Annotated in this window: 20 protein-coding genes; 11 read left to right on the top strand and 9 right to left on the bottom strand. The window is 63.7% G+C overall.

The genetic code is table 11. From position 1 onward, the window contains the following. Window positions 1-6: 6 nt before the first annotated feature. The 7 genes from F0P96_RS17140 to F0P96_RS17110 all read right to left on the bottom strand — a co-directional run bounded on the left by F0P96_RS17140 (window position 7) and on the right by F0P96_RS17110 (window position 8260). Complete coding sequence (locus tag F0P96_RS17140) at window positions 7-3642, bottom strand: ABC transporter permease/M1 family aminopeptidase (RefSeq protein WP_151080148.1); 3636 nt, start codon at window positions 3640-3642, stop codon at window positions 7-9. Beyond that, window positions 3639-4595 carry an ABC transporter ATP-binding protein gene (locus tag F0P96_RS17135; RefSeq protein WP_151080147.1) on the bottom strand — a complete coding sequence of 319 codons (957 nt, stop codon included), beginning with the start codon at window positions 4593-4595 and terminating at the stop codon, window positions 3639-3641. The genes F0P96_RS17140 and F0P96_RS17135 overlap by 4 nt, the downstream gene beginning before the upstream one ends. Window positions 4596-4649: 54 nt before the next feature. Continuing rightward, window positions 4650-4934, bottom strand: coding sequence for a hypothetical protein (locus tag F0P96_RS17130; RefSeq protein WP_235917505.1), 285 nt, complete (start codon window positions 4932-4934; stop codon window positions 4650-4652). 99 nt (window positions 4935-5033) lie between these two features. Further along, window positions 5034-5363, bottom strand: a complete 330-nt coding sequence (locus tag F0P96_RS17125; RefSeq protein ID WP_151080146.1) for a hypothetical protein — start codon at window positions 5361-5363, stop codon at window positions 5034-5036. Window positions 5364-5695: 332 nt separating this feature from the next. Next, entirely contained in the window at window positions 5696-7039 is a 1344-nt protein-coding gene (locus F0P96_RS17120; protein ID WP_151080145.1) for a carboxylesterase family protein, read from the bottom strand. 306 nt (window positions 7040-7345) lie between these two features. Beyond that, complete coding sequence (locus tag F0P96_RS17115; protein WP_151080144.1) at window positions 7346-7747, bottom strand: group III truncated hemoglobin; 402 nt, start codon at window positions 7745-7747, stop codon at window positions 7346-7348. Window positions 7748-7771: 24 nt separating this feature from the next. After that, the gene (locus F0P96_RS17110; RefSeq protein ID WP_201743870.1) at window positions 7772-8260 is read right to left on the bottom strand and encodes a hypothetical protein; all 489 of its coding nucleotides are present in this window, start codon (window positions 8258-8260) and stop codon (window positions 7772-7774) included. Between the two features lie 167 nt (window positions 8261-8427). Here F0P96_RS17110 and F0P96_RS17105 point away from each other — a divergent pair, with 167 nt between their 5' ends. The 11 genes from F0P96_RS17105 (at window position 8428) to hemF (ending at window position 20149) form a co-directional block, all read left to right on the top strand. Further along, window positions 8428-10875 carry a heavy metal translocating P-type ATPase gene (locus F0P96_RS17105; protein WP_151080143.1) on the top strand — a complete coding sequence of 816 codons (2448 nt, stop codon included), beginning with the start codon at window positions 8428-8430 and terminating at the stop codon, window positions 10873-10875. Window positions 10876-10881: 6 nt separating this feature from the next. Further along, window positions 10882-11049 (top strand): cbb3-type cytochrome oxidase assembly protein CcoS, encoded by a 168-nt coding sequence (gene ccoS / locus F0P96_RS17100; RefSeq protein ID WP_151080142.1) that lies wholly within the window; start codon window positions 10882-10884, stop codon window positions 11047-11049. A 116-nt stretch (window positions 11050-11165) separates the two neighbouring features. Beyond that, window positions 11166-11600 carry a DoxX family protein gene (locus F0P96_RS17095; RefSeq protein WP_151080141.1) on the top strand — a complete coding sequence of 145 codons (435 nt, stop codon included), beginning with the start codon at window positions 11166-11168 and terminating at the stop codon, window positions 11598-11600. Between the two features lie 215 nt (window positions 11601-11815). Beyond that, window positions 11816-14008, top strand: a complete 2193-nt coding sequence (gene ccoN / locus F0P96_RS17090) for a cytochrome-c oxidase, cbb3-type subunit I (protein WP_151080140.1) — start codon at window positions 11816-11818, stop codon at window positions 14006-14008. Window positions 14009-14098: 90 nt separating this feature from the next. Further along, entirely contained in the window at window positions 14099-14305 is a 207-nt protein-coding gene (locus tag F0P96_RS17085; protein ID WP_151080139.1) for a hypothetical protein, read from the top strand. Beyond that, window positions 14299-15207 (top strand): cbb3-type cytochrome c oxidase N-terminal domain-containing protein, encoded by a 909-nt coding sequence (locus tag F0P96_RS17080; RefSeq protein ID WP_151080138.1) that lies wholly within the window; start codon window positions 14299-14301, stop codon window positions 15205-15207. Before F0P96_RS17085 ends, F0P96_RS17080 begins: the two co-directional genes overlap by 7 nt. 247 nt (window positions 15208-15454) lie before the next feature. After that, the gene (ccoG, locus tag F0P96_RS17075) at window positions 15455-16870 is read left to right on the top strand and encodes a cytochrome c oxidase accessory protein CcoG (RefSeq protein WP_151080137.1); all 1416 of its coding nucleotides are present in this window, start codon (window positions 15455-15457) and stop codon (window positions 16868-16870) included. A 23-nt stretch (window positions 16871-16893) separates the two neighbouring features. Further along, window positions 16894-17379 (top strand): FixH family protein, encoded by a 486-nt coding sequence (locus F0P96_RS17070; protein ID WP_151080136.1) that lies wholly within the window; start codon window positions 16894-16896, stop codon window positions 17377-17379. A 74-nt stretch (window positions 17380-17453) separates the two neighbouring features. Further along, complete coding sequence (locus F0P96_RS17065) at window positions 17454-18191, top strand: sulfite exporter TauE/SafE family protein (RefSeq protein ID WP_151080135.1); 738 nt, start codon at window positions 17454-17456, stop codon at window positions 18189-18191. A gap of 48 nt (window positions 18192-18239) precedes the next feature. After that, window positions 18240-19148 (top strand): universal stress protein, encoded by a 909-nt coding sequence (locus tag F0P96_RS17060; RefSeq protein ID WP_151080134.1) that lies wholly within the window; start codon window positions 18240-18242, stop codon window positions 19146-19148. 44 nt (window positions 19149-19192) lie between these two features. After that, a complete protein-coding gene (gene hemF / locus F0P96_RS17055) occupies window positions 19193-20149 on the top strand; it encodes an oxygen-dependent coproporphyrinogen oxidase (RefSeq protein ID WP_151080133.1) in 957 nt (318 codons plus the stop codon). Window positions 20150-20223: 74 nt separating this feature from the next. Here hemF and F0P96_RS17050 read toward each other — a convergent pair whose 3' ends face one another. Both F0P96_RS17050 and F0P96_RS17045 read right to left on the bottom strand, forming a co-directional pair. After that, window positions 20224-21273 carry a response regulator gene (locus F0P96_RS17050; protein WP_151080132.1) on the bottom strand — a complete coding sequence of 350 codons (1050 nt, stop codon included), beginning with the start codon at window positions 21271-21273 and terminating at the stop codon, window positions 20224-20226. Then, the gene (locus F0P96_RS17045; RefSeq protein ID WP_151080131.1) at window positions 21251-22861 is read right to left on the bottom strand and encodes a sensor histidine kinase; all 1611 of its coding nucleotides are present in this window, start codon (window positions 22859-22861) and stop codon (window positions 21251-21253) included. The genes F0P96_RS17050 and F0P96_RS17045 overlap by 23 nt, the downstream gene beginning before the upstream one ends. Window positions 22862-22954 lie beyond the last annotated feature (93 nt).

Raw genomic sequence — 22954 nt, 5'->3', positions numbered from 1 at the left:
AGGGCGTCAGCGCACGTTCACCACATTGTCGGCGCCGTTCAAATCAATCAGCAGCAGCTGCGGGTCGATGCCGGCGCGGGCGGGCTTGCGAGGTACCGTCACCACCAGGGTTTGCGGGCCGGAGCGGATGCGGTGTTTGTGCTGGTACAAGGGTTGGCTAAGGTCCTCATCTGAGGTGCGGGGCGCAAAAACGCCCACCTCCACCCAGTCATTCATCGGCACTTCCCGCTCGGTGCCCGCACTGTCGGCCACTAGTTTGCGGGCCTGCACCTGCAGCGTAACCTGCCAGGAGCCGGCTGGGGTCTGCTGGGCCGTGGCTTGCTTCGTTTTCAGCTCCCAGTAGGTATTCACCTCAAACAGGTCGCGCAGCAGGTAGTGCAGCGAGTCTGGCGTGGCAGCCTGCAGTTCCCGGTACAAATCAAGCGTGGTGGCCAGCGGAGCCCCCGGCGACCGGTGCTTTTCGAGCAGGCGCCGCAACGCGCCATTCACCCGCGGCACACCGATGTACTGGCTCATAGTGTAGAGCGCGAAGGGGCCGCGGCGGTAGCTCAGGTAGGGATCGAGGCCGCGCAGGAGCGGTTCGCCCCGGCGGATGGGCGCGTACGGGTACGGCTGGCGCATAAAGTGCCGGAGCCGCTCCAACTCCTCGTGCCCCCGCGCGGCTTCTATGGCCTGCATGGCGTAGTACCAAGCCACGCTTTCGGACATCACCGGAGCCCCTTCCACGTTGGCGTACGGCACCGTCCACTGGTGGGCCATTTCGTGCGCCACCACTGCGTAGGGCAGATCGAGGCTGCCCGGCGCCTGCTGCGGGGCCCAGTGCGAAAACCCTTCTCCGTAGGAAAGCATGCTGGCTTCAGCGTGCATGCCGGTGCCGTTGCCGGGGCGCTCCACCACGGTAAGCTGGCGCTGCCGGTAAGGGCCAAACTGCTGGGTGTAGTAGTTCAGCGAAGCCCGAATGCTCCGGACCATGCGGGCCAGATGGGCCGTGTGCGTTGGGTGATGGAATACGCGAATGGCCACGTCGTGCCCCGAGCCGTCGGGGCTCTTCCACTTGGCTTCGTGCACCGCGTAGCGGGCCGAGAAGAAAGCCCACTCACTCCCAATCGGTCCGTCGGAAGCGTACCGGAAGTAGCGGCGGCCGCCCGCCGTCCAGGTGCGGCGCAACACGCCCGGCGCCACCGCCACCTGCCCCGCCTCGGTGCCCACCACCGCCTCGAAGGCGGTGCCGCCACCCCGCTCATGCCGTGCGGCCACGTTGTAGAGCGACGCAATTACCGGGCGCGGGGCGAGGCCATGTTCCCGCCGGTCGCTGGCACCGAGCAACTCCCGACTTGTTTGGTAGCCGATGGCGGGCAGCCAGCTGTTGGTGAAGGAGGTGCCGTTTGCCACCACGGAGCCGTCGACGCCGTTTTCGCGGAAGCCCCGGGGCGCAACCCGCACCTCAAAACGAAGTTGCAGCGAGTCGCCGGGCCGAAGCGGATGCCGGAGCGCGTACACCCGATGCCCCAGTTCGGTGTCGGTCAGTACACAGGTTGCCGGCCGGTCGAAGGCAATGGCCCGCGTGTCGGCGTCCGAAGCAGTAGCCACGTGAATCGAGTCGAGCGGCTTGGAGCTGCGGTTCACCAGGCGGTACGTGCCCCGGATGTGCACGGTCCGCCGCGTGGGATACACCTCGATGTGCAGGGACGTGGCCGTGCGCTGCGGTTGCGGAGTGGCCGCGTACCGGCCGTAGCGCCGTTCGTACCGGGCCGCCCGCGCCTTGGTTGCGGCGGTGTTGCGGTACTGGTTGAGCACGTTGGTGTTGTAGAAAATGTAGCCGCCAAGCACCAGCAGCAGCCCCGCCGCAACCGTAGCGACCCAAGCTGTGGAGCCAGCGAAACGGCTGCGCGCCAGCCGGAGCCGCTCGCCCAGAGCGTTTTGGCGGCCGCGCACCCACCACAGCCGGGCTACCACCGCCAGCAGCAGCGCCCACGCCGCCCAATAGAGCTTAAACCACAGCCACGGCCCGAGCGAGGCGCCGAAACCGCGCATTTCCGTGTACGACCACCCCGGACTGGCGCCGTAGATAAGCAGGTTGTGCTCGACGCCGAACAAGGACGCCAAGGCAATGAACACGAAGGCGAGAATGGATACCAGATGCCCCACGTATTTCTGGTTTGCCACCACGTGCACTGCCAAGGCAAGCAGGGCAAAGAGCAGGTAATCGGTCAGCTGCAGCCCAAACAGGATTTTCAGGTAAAGCCCCACCTCGAACCGCTGGTAGCCCTGCATGGCCTGTGCCAGCATGCCGGCCGCCGTTTGCAGCGCCAGAAACACGACGAGTACAAGGCCCAGCCCCAGGAATTTACCCAGGAATAGAGGCCAGTCCGACCCCGGCATGGCATCGGTAATTTCGCTCAGCCGGGCATCCCGCTCCCGCCACACCAGCTCGCCAGCGAAGTACACGATGAGGAACGGAATGATTACCCAGCGGCTCAGCTCATCCGACAGCGAGGCAGTCAGCTCGCTGATGACGCGTGGGGTGGTGGGCAGCAGCGGCACGTCGTTGGCCGACATTTGGTCGAGCACCACGGGAACCGTCAGGAGCGGAATGACGACCAGCAAAGCCAGGCCGCCCCAACTAGCCGCAATGGAACGAAAAGCATCTGCGGCTACGGCCAGCAGCTGCCGCGTGTGGGTGGCGAAACCGAATGTGCGGGCAACCCGCGGAACCGGGACGGGCACGCTTGCCGCGACGCCGATGCCGGCCGGCGCGGGAGCCGGGAGCGGAAAAGTGCCCGCCGCCGGTGTAGTTGTGCGGCTGAGCCGGGCCCAGGCACGTGCCGGCCATCCGCTGCTGTCGGTGCGATGCGCAAATCGAAAGCCCAGGTAGGTAACCGCGCAAGCAACCAGCCCGATACTGAGCCATAGCAGACGGTTGATGAGCAGCGGGCCTTCCAACCCCAACAGGCGCCGGTTTTTCTCAATGGGCGTCCACAAATGCGCCAGATCTTCTACCACGAAGCGGATGCCGATGGGGTCGAGTAGCGCGCCCAGTCCCCGTTTGTAAAGCAGGAGCGAGGCCACGAAGAAGCCCATGAACACAATTAGAAAGCTGCCGAAGTAACTGGCCATAGCCCGGCCGCTGCGCGCCGCCAGCAAAAACTGAAGGGCCGTGGCCGCAAAGGCATTCGGAAGGGCAATGAAGGCGTACGAGGTGAGAAAAGCGGCCGGCCGAAACGGGCCAATCAACTCGGGAGCCACGCCGGGCAGGTAAACCCCCAGCAGGATGCCCGCCTGCACGGCAAGCAGCAGCAAGGCATTGATGGCAAGAGCCGCCAGAAAGCGTCCCCCCAGGTAATCGGCCTTGCTGACGGAGGTAGTATAGATGAGCGGATGCATGCGCGTGGCCACATCCCGCGCGGCGGCTTCGCCGGCAACGGCCGCGGCCATCACCAGCCAGAGCAGACCGCCAAACACCGTGGTTTTGGCCACGGCAAAGGGTGAGTTCAGAAAAAAGTCGGCGTAGAGTACCCCGGAAAGGGTACCGTCCCGCGTCATCAGGAAATCGAGCAGCAGCAGGACGGCCACAAAGAGCCAGGGCCACGGCCGGCGCACCTGGTAAGTAAACTCGAAGCGAAATATTGCCCAGAACCTCATAGCCCTACTTCCTTAGCGCGGTGCGGCACGGCGTGGCCAAAGTGCCCGGCCATGGCGCTGAAGTACACGTCTTCCAGATCGGGCTTCACCGGCTCAAACCCGGGGCCGGGTGCTTCTTCGCTGTACACGTGCACCAGGGTGCGCCCGCTCAGCCGCTTGGCCGAAATGATCCGGTGCTGCTGCGCCAGCGCGGGCAGGGCGGGTTTATCGGTCAGCCGGCGCCAGATGCGGCCGTGCAGGGCGGCCACGGCCTCCAGCGGCCGGGCCTCGAGCAGAATGCGGCCCCGGTCGATGATGGCCATGCGGGTGCAGAGCTCCGCCACGTCGGCCACGAGGTGGGTGGAGAGGATGACCACGCCGGTTTCGCCCACTTCGCTGAGCAGGTTCAGGAAGCGCACCCGCTCGGCCGGGTCCAGGCCCGCCGTGGGCTCGTCGACGATGAGCAGCCGCGGGGTGCCCAGCAAAGCCACGGCCACGCCGAAGCGCTGCTTCATGCCGCCCGAGTAGCCGCCCAGCTGCTGCCGGCGCGTGTCCCAGAGGTTGGTTTGCCGGAGCAGGGCCGCGGTGGTTTCCCGGCGCCGGGCCCGGTTGGTAAGGCCTTTGAGCACCGCGAAGTAGTCGAGCAGCTCCTCCGCGCGGGCCTTGGGGTACAGGCCAAACTCCTGGGGCAGGTAGCCCAGCGTCCGGCGCACCGCGTCCTTCTGGTGCACCACGTCGAGGTGGCCCAGCCGCAGCTGGCCGCTGTCGGGCTCCTGCAGCGTGGCCAGAATGCGCATCAGGGTCGACTTGCCGGCCCCGTTCGGGCCCAGCAGCCCGTACATGCCCGGCGGAATGTCCAGCGACACATCGTGCAGGGCCTGCACGCCGTTGGGATAGGTTTTGGAAACGTTAGAAATACGTAACTGGACTTGACTTGCAGCGTCAACCAAATAGGGGGATTCGTGCTGTTCCATAAGTGGGGTAGGATGTATGCTGAGGAGTAGATTTTAAAGAACCCAATCTGTTATTCAGAATGCCTTGTCAATCATGTCTCCCAGGTCGCTTACACCCAAAGTGAATTGAATAACAAGTATACCAACAATAATTTTCAGTATTCTGGGGATTGCGAAACCTATTTTCTTCTTTAGAATGGCTGCTGTTGGAGGCAAGTAAATCAAGGAAACAACCAAGTAGGCAATTCCCGGTACTGGATGCACCAGCACTAAATTCAGCACACCAATTACCACGACCGTCGTGCCATACACCCAGCCAATCAGGTCGGGGATGTTCATTCTGGCTTCTGCTTTGTTCATGAGTTTTGTTTGGCTTTTGTTGCTCTGCCGTATAGTCGGGCTAATGGGAAGGTTGTGAATTCAGCTACCCTGACTTCAACCACACCAAAAGAAACATTACTAAATCGCCACCGTCAGATCGATTTTGCTAAATAATTTGCCCACGCCTAGTGTAGCAAACAGAATATGTATACCTAAAATAATTTTTGCTGTGCTATGGATTATAAAACTTATTTTGGCTTTGATCAGATTATTAATTGCTGGCAAATAGACGAGCGAAAGAATAATTGTTAATGCTCCGAAATTCGGGTCGTTTCCCCAGAATATTTTTATCGTCCAATAGCCATGAAGAAAAGGCTCAACAACCGGCTGACGGCGGGTAAGGCAGTCGGTGAAAAAGTGGAGGTGTGGGCCATGGCCATGTTGGGTTTGGAGGAAGGAGTGAAGCATAAGCGAGCCTTGAAGCGCCGCAAGCGTGCTACTTAGCGGTGCAGCCGCGGTGCATCAGTCGAATGCTTACTTGGCTACCAATGGTATTGCTCCGAAAGAACTTTGTGTTGCAAAGTATGTGATTGTAAGTCGACTTTGCAATACAAAGTGCTATGTTTATTTCTGCCTCTCGGGGAATCCTCAGCCGATGCCTTCCCAAAGCAGCAGCCCTTTAGGTGGAATGACTGGAAGCGCTGCTGGGTATATTGCTGGAAACCTAGCAGGCACGTTGGGAAATGCACCTTGCACCTCAAGCGCCGAATGGGTACTGCGAAAGGAACGGAACCTACTTCTCAATCGAGGCTTTCTTCCCAAACCTGGGTCACGTGCAATACGTGGGGAACTTCCACAGGGGTGGGCAGAGTGCCCGTGCGGGCGAAAGTGGCCCACAAGCGCCGTACCTGCTGCCCGGCTTGCTGTACCTCGGCCCAGGAGGCGTTGCCGAGCAGCGGCACGGCCGACCACGTTTCGCGCGTGCCAAACAGCAGCGGCAAGTCGATGGTGTGGGCAGCGCCGAACACGCTGCCGCGGGGCCGGTATGTTACGGAAAACAAGTATGCCCGACCCCCGGCCTGGGCGTGCCGGCGAGCAAAGGCCGCCGCCGGATCGACGTAAATGCGGCGCGAGCCGGCGGCCACCAACCGGCGCGTAACGGCAGGTCCTAGCCAGGGAAACCGCGCGAGCCAGCGGAATTTCGGGTCGATGACGGCGAAAAAGCGCAACTCCTCGGCGGTAGACCCGATGAGCACGTCTACGCGGGGAGCGGCCGCCCGCCAAGCCTCGGCTACGGCATCTTCGGGCGGCAGCGGAAAGGCACCGTATTGCGTGCCGAAGGGCATGCCGGCCTTCAGGCCCGACCAGCGGGCGGCGCGCCAAGCCGCTGCCTCGCGGGCCAGTACTGCTTCGGGTGGGGCACCGGGCGGAATGCTGGCAACGGCAGCGGCCATGGCCCGCGTCATGCGGGCGCGGTTGGGAGCTAAACCCAGCGGGGCACTGTGCAGGATAACACGCCGAAACAAACCCGTAGCACCTTCTGCAACCAGCAGGTGCGCGGCTGCATCGCCCCCGGAAGAGTGGCCCAGCAGGGTTACGCAAGCCGCGTCTCCGCCAAACGCGGCGATGTTGCGCTGCACCCAGCGCAGGGCCGCCAGCAGGTCGAGCAAGCCCAGGTTGGCCGGCGCATCGCCCCGGCCCAAAAAACCAAACAGCCCTAGGCGGTAGGTGACGGCCACCACTACCACCCGCTGCTCGGTTATCAGCGGGGCAGGGTCGTAAAAGGCCAGGTCGCCGGCGCCGCTCACGTAGGAGCCGCCGTGCACCCACACAATAACGGGCAGGCCCTCCTGGGGCTGTGCTTCGGCCGGCGCCGTAACGGTCAGCCGCAGGCAGTCTTCGTCGAACGTGCGCCCGGCCATGACTGGCCCCAGCGCCTGGCCGAGCAGCGAATCGACCACCTGTGGGCAAACCGGACCGGGCGCCGTAGCCTGCACGGGCGTGGCAGAGGCCGGCTCGTCGGTGGGCGGCTGAAAGCGGGCTGCGCGGGCATACCGAATGCCGCTGGCACCGACCACAGCCCCGTTTCGCCAGCCGAGAATGGTGCCGGCGGCCGTATAGAAACGAGGGGGAGGCAGCTTCATGTTGAGGTGTAGTGTCCAGATATCGGCAGCCCGGCGCTGCACCAGGACCGCAACGCGACTTGGAAGCGTAGCGTTGCGGCGCGACCGGTACTGCCAGGTGGCAACATGCGTTTGGGGCACTTGGGAAAAGGCCGGTTCGGCGGTTGCCGGCTGGCTGCGTGACCAAGCGTGGGCTGAAGCGAACGGCCGCCCTGCGGCATGCGGAGGTGCGCCCGCGGGAATCGGCCGAATGCACATGCCCGCCAACCGGCCGACAGCTAGTAAGGCACTGTCAACCAGTTGGCGGGCGAGGTCGGCGACGGGCGCCTAGAGAATAGACAGCGTGGCTTTGGGCCGCATGCGGTACTCAAACATAGTGGCAATGTTGAGCGCCTTTGCTTTGGCCTCCTCGGCCTTGGGGCCGGCAAAGTTTTCATCGACCGTGGCGTAAAACAGCTGCAGCCAGCGCTGAAAGTGCGGACCGTTGATGGGCAGGGCAAGGTGCTTGGGGAAGGGGCGGCCTTTGTAGCGCGAGGTACCGAACAACACCGAACTCCAGAAGTCGTACATGGTGAGCAGGTGCGCCGGCCAGTGCACGGCCGCCACGGCATTGAAGATCGGTCCCAGCAGCTCATCCTGGTTTACTTTGTCGTAGAACCGGTCGACCAACGTTTGGATATCGGCTTCGTGGGCAATGTCGGGGCGAGGGGAGGCGGTTGGGGCGGACATCAGCAGCGGAAAAAGAAGGAAGAACTACGCGTTTTGGGAGAAACGGTGGGCTGTTTGGCGGCGGGCCATGCGCACGGCCCACCCGAATGCCATGCCGCCGCCGGTCAGCAGGCTCAGCAGCTTCAGGGCTTCCAGCACAATGTAGGTGACATGCTGGGAGTTGGGCGGGTTGGGCGAACCGGCCAGCAAGGCTTCGGCGCGCACATCGAGGGCGGGTAACAGCCAGAACGATTGGGCGAGCAGAATGCCCACGGCCGCAAAAAGAGCTACCCACACGCGGCCGGGCACCTGCAACCAACCGGCACACAGCAGCGCCACCACGCTCAGCACCAGCTCCACCTTATTGAGGGCGTGGAAGACGATGCGCCCAATGCCCACACCCAGCACCACCGTGATGTGGGGGGCGGTAAACTTCAGCGGGGCTTCGAGAAAAGAAATGCCCGCCACCATACCGGCCCACAGAAACAGGGCCAGCACCAGCAGCAGCGAGAGGGTAGGGGCAGACGGACGCATAGCGAAAGATAAGAGGAAGCCGGCCCGGGCGCCGGATCAACACCTCAAAAGTCGGGCTTGGTTCACGCCCCGCCGCTGATGAGGATCAGGTCCGGCGCCTGACGTTCGTCAGCTTTTCGCCGGGGCACCGGGGGGAAATTTGCTTTTCCACTGACCCGACCTCCGGCGTGCATCCGACGACTGCCCCTGCTCCCTCTCACCTGGCCTGCGCCCACTGCGGCGACGACTGCCCCGAGCAGCCCATTCGGCTGGCGGTCCGGCCCGAGCTGTCTTTCTGCTGCCAGGGCTGCAAAGCCGTGTACGAGCTGCTCGACGCCAACAACCTCTGCCGCTACTACGCCTTCGACGAGCACCCCGGCCAGAAGGTGCAGGCGGTGGAGCTGCCCGGCCGCTTCGACTACCTCGACACCGAAACCGTGCAGGCCCAGCTGCTGAGCTTCCGCTCCGACACGCTGGCCCGCCTCACCCTGCACCTGCCGCAGATGCACTGCGCCTCGTGCATTTACCTGTTGGAGCACCTCTACCAGCTCAACCCCGGCGTGCGCGAGTCGCGGGTGAATTTCCTGCGCAAGGAAATCAACATCAGCTACCAGCCCGCGCACACCTCGCTCAAGGAGGTGGTGCAGCTGCTTGCCTCGCTGGGCTACGAACCGCAGATAACCCTGGCCGAGCTGGGCGCGCAGCCCCGCCATAGCAGCCGCATGCTGTACTACCAACTGGGCCTGGCCGCGTTCTGCTTCGGCAACGTGATGCTGCTGGCCTTCCCCGATTACCTGGCCGTGACCGGGCAGCTGGGTGCCCAGTTCGGCCGCTTTTTCGGTTACCTGAGCCTGGTGCTGGCGCTGCCGGTGCTGCTGTTTAGTGCCCGCGGCTTCTACCGCTCGGCCTGGGCCGGGCTGCGCCAGCGCACCATCAACCTCGACTTTCCCATCAGCCTGGGCCTGACGGCTCTGTTTCTGGTGAGCGGGTTCGACATTCTGCTACAGCGCGGCCCCGGCTACCTTGACTCGTTCACCGGCCTGGTATTCTTCATGCTGATCGGCAAGTGGGTGCAGCAGCGCACCTACGATGCGTTGCGCTTCGACCGGGACTTCACCTCTTACTTCCCGGTGGCCGTAACGCTGCTCACGGCCGAGGGCGAGCAGTCGGTGTCAGTGAAAGACCTGAAGGTGGGCCACCGCATTCGGGTGCGCAACCAGGAAGTGGTGCCCGCCGACGCGATGCTGATGCGCGGCACCGGGCAGATCGACTATTCCTTCGTGTCGGGGGAGAGCGTGCCGGTGGGCAAGGTGGCGGGCGAAGTGGTGTACGCCGGCGGCCGGCAGCTGGGCGAAGCCGTGGAGCTGGAAGTGGTGCGCGAAGTGTCGCAGGGCTACCTCACCCAGCTCTGGAACAACCCCGCCTTCCAGAAAGCCGAAAAGCAGACGCTGGAAAGCTACGCCAACAAGGTGGGCCGCTACTTCGTGGCCGTCACGCTGCTGCTGGCCGCCGGCACCGTGCTGTACTGGCTCCCGCGCGACCAGGCCATGATGTGGCGGGCGTTTACCTCGGTGCTCGTCATTGCCTGCCCGTGCGCCCTCTCACTGGCCACGCCCTTCGCGCTGGGCAGCGCCCTGACGGTGTTTGGGCGCCACAAATTCTACCTGAAGAACTCCGCCGTGGCCGAAGTGCTGGGCCGCGCCACCACCATCGTGTTCGACAAAACCGGCACGCTAACCGACGTGAAGCGCTCGGCCGTGGAATACCAGGACCCCACGCTCACGCGGCGCGAGCAGCAGGCCGTGGCTGCCGTGGTGGCCCAGAGCACGCACCCGCTGAGCCAGCGTCTGGCCGCCGAGCTGCCCGCCGGGGCGCTGCCGGTCACCGGCTTCCGCGAAGTACCCGGCCAAGGCCTGAGCGGCGTGGTCGACGGCCTGCTGGTGAAGGTGGGCGCGGCTGCGTTTGTGGCCGCCGCAGGTCAGCCGGAACTGCGGGCCGCCGGCTCTGCCACGACCACAGACCACCTGCAGTCCAGGGTGTACGTGAGCTTGGACGGGGGCGCGCGGCAGGGGTGCTATATCTTCCGCAACGTGTACCGCCCCGAGCTGCCCGCCGTGCTGAGTGAGCTGAGCCGCCGCTACCGCCTCGCCGTGCTGTCGGGCGACAACGACACCGAGCAGGACCGCCTGCGCGAGTTGTTCGGGCCGCAAGCCGAGCTGCGCTTCCGCCAGTCGCCGCAGGATAAGCTCGACTACATCGCCGGGCTGAAGCGCCGCGGCGAAACCGTAGTGATGGTGGGCGACGGGCTCAACGACGCGGGCGCCCTGCAGCAAGCCGACGCCGGCATTGCCCTTACCGACACGCTCACCAACTTCTCTCCCGCCTGCGACGCCATTCTGGACGCGGGCAGCTTCGGGCAGTTCGGCACTTTCCTGCGCTTCACCCAGGACTGCCTGCAGGTGGTGCTGGCGACGTTTGTCCTCTCCTTCGTGTACAACGGCGTGGGGCTGGGGCTGGCGTTGCAGGGCAAGTTCTCGCCCATTGTTTCGGCCATTCTGATGCCCATCAGCTCCCTGAGCGTCATCCTTTTTGCCACGCTGCTGGTGCGGCTGGCGGCATGCAAGCACAAACTTTAATTCATCATGGAAATCATCTTCGGCCTTATCACCATCAGCCTGATTGTGGCGGTGTTCTTTCTGCTGGCCTTCGTGTGGGCCGTGCGCAGCCGGCAGTACGACGACACCTATACGCCCGCCGTACGCATGCTCTTCGACGACAACGAAGGGCCGGCCGAGCAGCAGACACCGTAATTTCGGTCCGCCTCACCCGGCCAGGTGGTTGCCGGGCGGTAAAGGAAAGCAGGGCTATCCGATCGTCCGCCTGACTCGTAGGCTAAGGCAGCGGGGCTGTATCCCGCCCGTTTGCTATGCTGCACCACACCCAGACCACGACTTTGCAGGATGCCGCCCGCGGCATCCTGGGCACCTTTATGGTAATGGCCGGCACCGGCCACCTCACGTTTCAGCGCCACCAGTTTCAGGCCCAGGTGCCCGACTTCGTGCCCTTCGACAAAGACACCACGGTGCTGCTATCGGGCGTGGTTGAAATCGGGTTGGGCTTGTCGTTGCTGTTCTGGAAACGCGAGCGGGTGCCGCTCGGGTTGGCGCTGGGCGCGTTCTACGTAGCCGTGTTTCCCGGCAACGTGCACCAATACACGCACCATATCGACGCCTTTGGCCTCGATACGGACCAGAAGCGGCTGGCACGGCTGTTTTTTCAGCCCGTGCTGGTGGCCTGGGCCCTGTGGAGCACCGGCGCGCTGCGGGCCTTGTGGCAGAGCCGGCAGCGGAAAGCAAAATAGCCCGTCATCCTGACGAAGGAAGGACCTTATCACGTGTGAACAATCGACGTAACCACGTCTCGTTCTGCGGTGAGAAGGTCCTTCGCTGCGCTCAGGATGACGTTCTGAAGGGCTGTCATCTGACATCTATCAGCCGGCGCGACTGACGTTCGTCATCTTTTGCCAAGGGCCTGATTCGGAGTTTTGTCCTACTTCAAAACAACCCGTTTCGCGCTATGGCTGTGCTGGCTCCAGCGAAATTGCCCGGGGAGGAAAAACCTCTGTCCAAGGCCGTTCTCGCATCGTTTTACGACAACAAAATCGTCCGGGACTTCGGCGTTGCCACCGTGTTTTGGGGCATTGCGGGCATGCTCATCGGCGTCATTGCGGCCTTTCAGCTGGCCCGGCCCGAGTTGAACCTGGGCACGCCCTACACCACGTTCGGTCGCATCCGCCCGCTGCACACCAACGCGGTCATCTTCGCCTTCGTCGGCAACGGCATCTTCACCGGGGTGTACTACTCGCTGCAGCGCCTGTGCAAGACGCGCATGTTCTCGGACGTGCTCAGCAAAATCCACTTCTGGGGCTGGCAGCTCATCATCGTGTCGGCCGTGGCTACCCTGCCGCTGGGCTTCACTACCTCTAAGGAGTACGCCGAGCTGGAATGGCCCATCGATATTGCCATTACGCTGATCTGGGTGGTGTTCGGCTGGAACATGTTCGGCACCATTGCGCGGCGCAAGGAAAAGCACCTGTACGTGGGCATCTGGTTCTACATTGCCACCTTCCTGACGGTGGCGGTGCTGCACATCGTCAACTCGATGGAAATTCCGGTGAGCTTCCTGAAGAGCTACTCGCTCTACGCCGGGGTGCAGGACGCGCTGGTGCAGTGGTGGTACGGCCACAACGCGGTGGCCTTCTTCCTCACCACGCCCTACCTGGGCCTGATGTACTACTTCCTGCCCAAGGCGGCGGAGCGGCCGGTGTACTCGTACCGGCTGAGTATCATTCACTTCTGGTCCCTGATTTTCATCTACATCTGGGCCGGCCCGCACCACTTGCTTTACACCGCCCTGCCCGACTGGGCGCAGAGCCTGGGCGTGGTCTTTAGCGTGATGCTGATTGCTCCCTCCTGGGGCGGCATGATCAACGGCCTGCTCACGCTGCGCGGCGCCTGGGACAAAGTGCGCCAGGAACCCATCCTAAAGTTCATGGTGGTGGCCATTACGGCCTACGGCATGGCCACCTTCGAGGGCCCGATGCTGAGCTTGAAGAACGTCAACGCCATTGCCCACTTCACCGACTGGATTGTGGCCCACGTGCACGTGGGGGCCCTGGGCTGGAACGGCTTCCTGACCTTCGCCGTGCTCTACTGGTTGTGGCCGCGCCTCTACCAGACCCCGATTCACTCGCGCAAGCTGCAAAACGTGCACTTCTGGCTGGGTACCCTCGGCATCCTGTTCTACGCCATTCCGATGTACTGGGCCGGCTTCACCCAGGGCCTGATGTGGAAGCAGTTCAACGACGAGGGCATGCTGCAGTACGCCAACTTCCTCGAGACGGTGATGCAGATTGTGCCGATGTACTACCTGCGCGGCATTGGCGGGGTGCTCTACCTGAGCGGCGTGTTTCTGATGGTGTACAACCTGTGGCAAACCGCCAAAGCCGGCACGCTGCTGGCCAACGAGAAATTCCACGCCCCGGCCGTCATCGACAACGAGCACAGCCACGAGGGCGGGCACTGGCACCGCTGGATTGAGCGCCGCCCGGTGCAACTGAGCATCGGCGCCACCATTGCCATCCTCATCGGCGGCGCGGTCGAAATGATTCCGACCTTCATGATCAGGTCGAACGTGCCCACCATTGCTTCGGTGAAGCCCTATACCTCGCTGGAGCTGGAAGGCCGCGACCTATACATCCGCGAAGGCTGCGTGAACTGCCACACCCAGATGGTGCGCCCCTTCCGCTCCGAAACCGAGCGGTACGGGGAGTACTCCAAGGCCGGCGAGTTCGTGTACGACCGGCCCTTCCTGTGGGGCTCCAAGCGCACCGGGCCCGATTTGCACCGCGTGGGCCAGAAATACCCGCACTCCTGGCACTACAACCACATGCTGGACCCCACCAGCATGTCGCCCGGCTCCATAATGCCGCCCTACCCGTGGCTGTTCGAAAACGACATCGACTACTCCGACACCCCGGCCAAAATCAACGCCCTGCGCAAGCTCGGCACCCCGTACCCGGCCGGCTTCGATCAAATAGCAGTAGCGGAGGCCCGGAAGCAAGCCGAAAGCATCAGCCGCGACCTGGCCAAAGAAGATATCCAGGTGAAGTCGGACAAGGAAATCGTGGCGCTGATTGCCTACCTGCAGCGCCTCGGCACCGACATCAAAGTGAAAGACGAGCAGGCTGCCGCCGTAGCCGCTGAGTAATAACCGTGGCCCCGGGCGGGGCCCTGAACAAGCTGGAAACACCTGCTTCCGGCGCCCAGCCCATCACCGGCCTCCCAAGACCGAGCAGTCATGTACAAAAACGTTCTGGAGAACATCACGGGCATCGAAATCTACCCGCTCATCTCCTTCGCCATTTTCTTTCTCTTCTTCCTCTCATTGCTGGTGTACGTGTGCATTGTGAGCCGCCAACACATCCAGGCCATGAAGCAAATGCCGCTGCTGGACGACGACCACGCCGCTCTGCAAGCCCAAACGGAAGGAGGTGCGCTGTGCTAACGCGTAAGGTTACCCTCGGCGCACTCCTGGCCCTGAGCACGCTGCTGACCAGCGCATCGGCCCTGGCGCAGGATGCCGCCGCTGCCCCGGCTGCCGAGGCCGCCACGCAGGCTGCCGACACCGGCGCCGACCTCACAGCCATGCTCTGGCTGATGGGCGGCCTGTCGGCCCTCATCGTGTTCATCCTGCTGCTGATGTTTGGCCTGCTCTGGCAAATGCGGCCGCTGCTCTGGAAGGTCTACGAAATCCCGACCATCCGGGAGCAGTGGTACGGCCGCGCCCTGGGCCTGTTTCTGGGCGACACCGTGGGCCTGACCGGCGAGTACAAGAAAGACGTCATGGCCGGCCACGACTACGACGGCATCACGGAGTACGACAACGACCTGCCGCCGTGGTGGAAGTACGGCTTCTACCTCACCATCGTGTTCGGCGTGGCCTATTTCATTCACTTCCACGTGACGGATACCGGCAAGCTCAGCGACGCCGAGTACCAGAGCGAAATGGCCGAAGCCGCCTTGATGGCTGCCAAATTGGGCGCCAACGACGACCCCAACAAGCTCACCACCTACCAACCCCTGACGGCCCCGGCCGACATCGACGCGGGCAAGACCCTCTTTGCGCAGAACTGCGCCGCCTGCCACGGCCAGAGCGCCGAGGGCAAAGTGGGCCCGAACCTGACCGACGAATACTGGCTGCACGGCGGCGAGGTGAACAAGGTGTACCACACGGTGAAGTACGGCGTGCAGGGCAAGGGCATGGTGGCCTGGAAAGGCAAGCTCTCCTCGAAGCAGATGCTGCAGGTGTCGTCCTACATCTTGAGCATTCAGGGCTCGAAGCCGGCCAATGCCAAGGCGCCGCAAGGCGAGAAGGAGGCCCCCGCCAAGAGCGTCGCCAAGCTGTAGCGGAGTCGCTAATTATTTGCCCGCGGCAGGTCTCCTTCCCCCGCCGTTTGTCCGAACGTTTTGTTTAGCACGGCCCGCGTTCGGGCGAGCCGCCAGCGGAGACGCTGGCGGCGGGCATTAAGAGCCTTGCAACCTCCGGCCGCGAGCTTCGTGCCGCCGCCACGCCCGGCCCAGCCGCAGGCCGACGGAAGTGTAGCCGATAACGGCCTGCCGGGCGCATTTGCCGCCCACAGGCCCCCAGAACCAGATGAACCCCGTCGCCCCCAAATCCGCCACCGACGAAAGCTTCCGCGACTCTATCTCCACGATAGACGCCGAAGGCAAGCGCGTGTGGCTCTACCCCAAAAAGCCCAGCGGCAAGCTCTATTCGGCCCGCAAATGGGTAAGCTACGGCTTGCTCGCGCTGCTCTTCGCCGGCCCCTGGCTGCGCATCCACGAGCTGCCGGTGCTGATGCTCAACGTGGTGGAGCGGAAGTTCATCATCATGGGGCAAATCTTCTGGCCCCAGGACTTCTTCATCCTGCTGCTGGGCTTCATGGCCTTCGTGCTGTTCATCATCCTCTTCACGGTGGTGTACGGCCGGATTTTCTGCGGCTGGGTGTGCCCCCAGACCATCTTCCTCGAAATGGTGTTCCGCCGCATCGAGTACTGGCTGGAAGGCGACGCCCCGCAGCAGAAAGCCCTCGACAAGGCCGCCTGGAGCTGGAACAAGATCTGGCGCAAAACCACCAAGCACGCGCTGTTTCTGCTCATCTCGTTTCTGATTGCCAACACCTTCCTGGCTTACATCATCGGGACCGAGGCGCTGGTAAAAATCATTACCGCCTCGCCGCTGGAGCACCTGGGCGGGCTCAGCTCGATGGTGATTTTCACGGGGCTGTTCTACGCCGTGTTTGCCCGCTTCCGCGAGCAGGTGTGCACCATTGCCTGCCCCTACGGCCGCCTGCAGGGCGTGATGCTCGACAGGAACACCATCACCGTGGCCTACGACTACGGCCGCGGCGAGCCGCGCGAGAAGCTGCGCAAAAACCAGGAGCGCACCGCCGGCGACTGCATCGACTGCAAACAGTGCGTGCAGGTGTGCCCCACGGGCATCGACATCCGCAACGGCGCCCAGCAGATGGAGTGCATCAACTGCACCGCCTGCATCGACGTGTGCAACTCCATCATGGACCTGATCAACAAGCCGCAGGGCCTGATCCGCTACGACTCGGAGGCGCACATCGAGGCCGGTACCAAGTTCCGGGTGACGGCCCGCATCAAGGCCTACACCGCGGTGCTGGTGCTGCTGGTAGGCGTTATGGCGGGCCTGCTGCTCACGCGCTCCAACGTGGAAGCCACGGTGCTTCGCACGCCCGGCCAGCTGTTCCAGAAAACGGAGCGTGGCAGCGTGACGAACCTCTACAACATCTCCGTCATCAACAAAACCAACCGGGCCATGCCCATTGAACTGCGCGTGCTGGAACCGGCCAACGGCACGGTGCAGCTGGTGAGCCAGAACACCCTGAAGCTGCCGGCCCAGGGCATGGTAGAGGGCGTGTTCTTCGCCGAGCTACCTACAAGCGCCCTGACCAAAACCAGCAGCAAAATCCGCATTGGCGTGTACAGCGGCGGCCGGCTGATTACGGAAGAAGAAACCAAGTTTCTAGGCCCTTCGCTGTAGCCGCTGCTTCTTTCTCTCTTGCTATGCCTACTCTCACCGTGCAGAAACCCGCCCCCCAGCGCAGCCTGTGGCCCTACGCCATCATCGCCGTTTTCGTGCTTTTCGCCACCTTCATCGGCTACATGGTCAAGCAGGCCATGAGCAGCAGCGTCGACCTCGTGAGCAAGGACTACTACGAGCAGGAGCTGCAACACCAACAGCGCATGGAAGCCACGGCCCGCACCCAGGCGCTGCCCGCGCAGGTCACCATCACCTACGACGAAACCGGCCACGACCTGGGGCTGCAGATTCCGGCCGCCCTCACCAGCCCGCAGCCCACGGGCAAGGTGCAGTTCTTCCGGCCTTCCGATCAGCGCCTCGATTTTACCGTGCCGCTGCAGGTTGATGCAACCGGCGCGCAGCACCTGAGCACCGCCCGCCTCAAGCCCGGCTACTGGCGCATCCGCCTCGACTTCACCGCTGGTGGCGAGGCGTATTTCCAGGAGAAGAATATCAGCGTCGGCAACTGATTTTCGTCATGCCGCAGCAGGGCGTGGCCTGACCAACTTGCTGCCCGAAACCAGCTACGCTTTTTCCTCGTGTGATGCTCTGGGCAGGATTCGTTTTTGGGCTTCTTGGCAGCTTCCACTGCGTGGGCATGTGCGGGGCCATTGCCCTGGCCTTGCCGGGCGCAGGGCCGCGCGGGGTGCGTTACGTGGTGGGCCGGGTGCTCTACAACCTGGGCCGGGTGAGTACCTACGCTACGCTGGGCGCGGCGGCCGGGCTCCTGGGGCAGTCGTTGCGCGTGGCCGGGCTGCAACAGGGCTTGTCCGTGGCCTCGGGCGTGCTGATTCTGTTGCTGGTGGTGGTGCCGGAGCGCTACACCGGCCGGGCCGCGGCCGCCGTGGGCCTCGAAAAGGTGCTGGTCCGCCTCAAGCAAACCTTGGCCTTGTTCTTTCAGCGGCCCTCCCTGGGGGCCCTCTACACCACTGGGCTGCTCAATGGCCTGTTGCCCTGCGGCCTGGTATACCTAGCGCTGGCCGGTGCCCTAAGCGCTGGCAGCGTAGGCGGCGCGGCGGGCTATATGGGGCTGTTTGGCCTGGGCACCCTGCCGCTGATGCTGGTCCTTTCGCTTACCGGGCAGCTGGTGCCGCTGCGGTGGCGCACGCGGCTGCGGCAGGCCGTGCCGGTGGTGGCGGCCGTTATGGCCGGGCTATTCATCGTGCGCGGACTCGGGCTCGGCATTCCGTACCTGAGCCCGGCGCTGGCCCAAACCCTGGGGCCGGTTGGCAAGGCCGTCAACCACGCCATTACCATGTGCCACGGCACGCCCGGCCGCTAAGCCGCCGCTTTCTCCCGATTCTTCCGCTTTCGCGCCTTGCTCGCTCCCATGAAAACCATTCTCGTTCCCGTCGACCTGACCGCCGCGGCGGAGCACACGGTGGTGTACGCCAACAAGCTGGCCGTGCACCTCGGCGCCGAAGTTGTGCTGCTCTACAGCCACCACGGCCCAACCCTGACGGAACCCGAGGCGGCGGCGTATGGAAAGCGCCTGGCCGCGCTGGCCGAGCGCCTGCGCTACGTGCAGCTGGTGCGCCAAGACGGCCGCCGCATTTGCTACCGCTACGCCGTGCGCGCAGGCTGCCTGCACGACCACGTGCAAAGCGTGGTGGAGGAATACGCGGCCGAGTTGCTGATAATGAACCTGGAGCACACCGACTGCGGCGAACCCGCCACCAACGGCAACCACGCCGTGCGCATTGCCGAGCTGGCCAGCTGTCCGGTGCTGGTGGTGCCGCCGGGCGTGCGGCAGTTGCCAAGCCGCATGGCTTTTCTGGCCAATTTCAGTGGATCTGATTTTGCCGCCCTGCGCGTTGTGGGCGAGTTGGCCCGCAGCCTGGCGGCGCATTTGCAGCTCGTGCATTTCTATCACCGTATGGAGCTGACGACGCTCATCAGCACCAAGAAAAACATGCGCCTGATTCAGGAGCACCTGCCCGACGTGCGCAGCGACGCCCGGCTGCTGCGCGACGACGACGCGCTCGAAGCCATCGGGGAGTTTTGCGCCCAACAGCGGACCCAACTGCTGGTTTTTGCCCCAACCGATGCGGCCGCGCTGCGCCGTTTTTTCGACGTGAGCTATACCAAAACGCAGGCCTACCACACGCGCATTCCGGTGCTGGTGCTGCGGCCCACCGAATGCTCGGCCGCGGCAACTTGCTGTGAGCAGTGCGCCCGGCAGGAGGAGCTACGGCCCGTTGCGGCGCTGCCCGATTACCGGTCCATCCGCTGGGCCTGAGGCCGCGACGCCGGTTCTTTTTTCTTCGACTTAGTTACCCTCTTATGAACACGTTTGCTTCCGCAGCTACTACGCCGCGCCGCGCCCAGGTCGAACACTGGATGCGCCAGTTTCAGGATTGGCTGTGCCAGCAGCTGGAATCAGCCGACGGCGGGGCCGCCTTTCACGAAGATGCCTGGACGCACAACAGCGGGGGCGGAGGCCGCACCCGCGTGATTCAGGACGGCAATATTCTGGAGAAAGGCGGCGTGGCCTTTTCGGCCGTGTGGGGCCAGATGGACGAACGGGCGGCGCAGCACCTGCTCATGCCCGACCCGCGCTATTTCGCCACGGGCGTGTCGGTGGTGCAGCACCCGCGCAGCCCCCGGGTGCCCATCTCGCACATGAACGTGCGCTACTTCGAGGCCGGCAACGGCGAAGCCTGGTTCGGCGGCGGCCTGGACCTGACGCCGATTTACGTGGACGAGGCGCAGGCCCGCTGGTTTCACGCGCAGATTGCCGCGGTCTGTGGGCAGCACAACCCCACGTACTACCCGCGCTTCAAGCAGTGGGCCGACGAGTACTTCTACCTGCCTCACCGGCAGGAAACGCGCGGCGTCGGCGGCATCTTCTTCGACCGCCTCACCGTGGGCCAAGACGGTACGTTCGAAGAGCTGTTTGCTTTCGTGCAAGCCGTGGGCGAGGTATACGGCCGCACTTATTCCCACCTGCTCCGGCAGAACGCGGCGCTGCCCTACGGGGAGCCGGAAACCCACTGGCAGCTCATCCGCCGGGGGCGCTACGCCGAGTTCAACCTGGCCATCGACCGCGGCACCAAGTTCGGGCTGGAAACTGGCGGCCGCACCGAAAGCATCCTGATGAGTTTGCCGCCGCGCTGCGAGTGGCACTACAACCAGCAGCCCGCGCCCGGCTCGGCCGAAGCCCACACCTTGCAGTGGCTGCGGAAGGGCATCGACTGGCTGGCCGCCGAAAAGCAGCCGGTGCCGGAACGGGTCGGCTGATTGTGAGGCGGAAAAGCCAAACCACGGCCGGCTAGGACGCCCGCAGGGTACCCGCCGGCCGCGGTTCGGTTTTACTACCAGTTGGCGCGGCGCAGCTTGTCGGGCTGCAGCACCCGAATGTCCTTGCCCGTCAGCTCAATAAGGCCGTCCTGCCGAAACTCGCTCAGCGTGCGAATCAGCGACTCCGGCGCGGTGCCCACCAGGGCGGCCATGTCGTCGCGGGAGAGCTGAAACGGGCTGGCGTCGGCGGCGTGCTGCTCGTGCAGGCGCAGCAGCGTATCGGCCACGCGGCGCCGGATGGAGTTGTAGGCCATGCCCACGAGCTGCTGTTCCCGCTCGCTCACGCGCCCGGCCAGCAGCCGGATAAACTGCTGGCCGACTTGGGGGTTGCGCAGCACGAGTTGGGTAAAGTCGTCCTTGGGAATGTACACCAGCTCGGAGTCGTCGACGGCGACGGCGGAGTCGTTGTGACGGGTGTGCTCCAGCAGGGCCATGTACCCGAAAAACTCGCCGGGGGCATATATCCCGGTTATCAGCTCCTTGCCCGCAGCGGTGGTTTTCACCGTTTTCACCCGCCCCGATTTCACAAAGTACAGCCGCGTGGGGTCGTCGCCTTCGCGGTAGATGTCCTGCTTTTTGCGCACGGTGTGCACTTTGCGGTCGGTCGAGAGGCTTTCCAGCTTGCCCACGGCGCGGGCGTCTTCCAGAAACTCGTGCAGCCCTTCGCGTTGCAGGTCGTAATCGGCTTTGAGGTGGCTGAAGCGGTTGAGGCGGCCCGTAATGGCGCTCAGCAGCTCGCTCTCGTCGAAGGGTTTGGTCAGGTAGTCGTCGGCACCCAGTTCCATGCCCTTGCGCATGTCGGTGCGCTCGGTTTTGGCGGTCAGAAAAATGAACGGTATGCCCGAAAGCTGTGCGTCCTGGCTGAAAATCTGCAGCACGCCGTAGCCGTCGAGCACGGGCATCATGATGTCGCAGATGACCAGATCGGGCCGGGTGGCGCGGGCCTGTTCCACGCCCACTTTGCCGTTTTCGGCCGTCAGCACGGCGTAGCCGGCCAGTTCCAGAATTTCGGCGGTGCTTTCCCGAATCAGGTCGTTGTCCTCAATCAGCAGGATGGTTTTCATAGGGAATGGTGACGGTGACGGTGGTGCCCTGGCCTAGCTCGCTCAGCAACTCGATGCGGCCGTTCATCAGCTCCAGGTACTTGGCAATGATGTAGAGTCCGAGGCCGGTGCCGGGTACGTTGGTGACGTTGCGGGCGCGGAAAAACCGCTCGAACAAGTGCTCCTGGTCTTCCTGCGAAATGCCCACGCCCTGGTCCTGCACCGTGAGGGTGAGGTGGCCGCCGGTGCAGGCGGTGCGCACCGTTACCACCGAGTTGTCGCCCGAGTACTTGATGGCGTTGGAGAGCAGGTTGACCAGAATTTTGCGCAGCAGCGAAGAGTCCAGGTGTACCGGCGCGGGGCATTCCGTGCGTTGCTCAATGATTTGGCCGGGTTTCAGCAGGCTCTGCACGTCGGCCACGGTATCGGCCAGTAGGGCCCCGAAGTCCAGGTCGGCGGGGCGGGCCTCAATGCGGCCTTCCTCGATGCGGCCCACCGACAGAAACTCTTCCAGAATGTCGTTGAGGTGCTTCACCGAGGCCCGAATGCGCTGCAGGTGCTTCACGCGCTTGTCCTGCTGGTCGGCACCGGGGTATTTCTCGATGAGCGTGGCCGAGTTCATGACGGCCGTGAGCGGGGTGCGAAACTCGTGCGAAGCCATGCTCACGAAGCGCGACTTCAACTCGCCCAATTCCTGCTCGGCGGCCAGCGCCTTGGCCAGCTCCTCGGTGCGCTGCTCCAGCTGCTCCAGCGTGCTGAGCAGGGCGTGGGTGCGGTCGGCTACTTTCTGCTCCAGCTCGGCATTGAGGCCCTCCACGCGCTGGCGCTGGGCAATCAGCTCCCGCTCGGCTTCCTTCTTATAGGTGATGTCGAGGATGTAGGACACCACGTACAGCTCGTCGTCGAGATAGAAATAGCTCAGGCTCACTTCCACGGGGAATACCGAGCCGTCTTTGCGCAGGGCCTCAAGGCCGGCGCGGTGCGCACCCATGGCCCGCACCGAGGGGTTGGCGTTGAAGGATTCGCGCAGCTGCTCGTGCCGGCGTCCGGCGGCGTTGGGCACCAGCACTTCAATCTTCTGGCCCGGCAGCTCGCCTTCGGCGTAGCCAAAGAGCTGCTGCGACAAGCGGTTGGCCGATATGATGACACCCTGCCGGTCGCAGACGACAATGCCGATGGTGGCATTGGCCACCACCGCTTCGAAGCGGCCCACGCTCTGCGCCAGCTCCCGTTCGGCCCGTTGCAAGCGGCCTTGTTCCTGCTCGTGCAGGCCCACCAAAAACAGCGAGCGGCCTTCGTGCTCAAAGTGCGTCAGCTCCAGGCGGGCATCTACGGCGGGGCGCCCCGGCAACTCGATGCGGGCGTCGACCACGTAATGGTGCTGTTGCGCGGCTTCCAGCAGGGTTTCCCAGCTTTCGAGCGTGGCCGGGCGAATGGGCAGCGCCGGCGCATCCAGCAGGGCCTGCTCAGTGGCAAAGCCCAGCAGCTGCACTCCCTTGGCATTGACGCGGGTAAACCGGCTCAACTGGGCATCGTAAACGCCCACAAAGCCTTGGGCCTGCTGAAACAGCGTGTGAACCAGGGCGTCGGCGTAGGAGCGGGTGGGCATACCGGGCAAGATCAGCCGTTGAGTGGGAAGCAAGAAGCCGTATTGCGGGACGAAATTCGTCACAAATTGGTCGGATATGACCAAAGTTTAGCC

This window comes from Hymenobacter busanensis, from assembly GCF_008727865.1.
Taxonomy (GTDB): domain Bacteria; phylum Bacteroidota; class Bacteroidia; order Cytophagales; family Hymenobacteraceae; genus Solirubrum; species Solirubrum busanense.
Note: the sequence above shows the minus strand (reverse complement) of the source record. Positions and strands in the feature narration are given on the sequence as shown.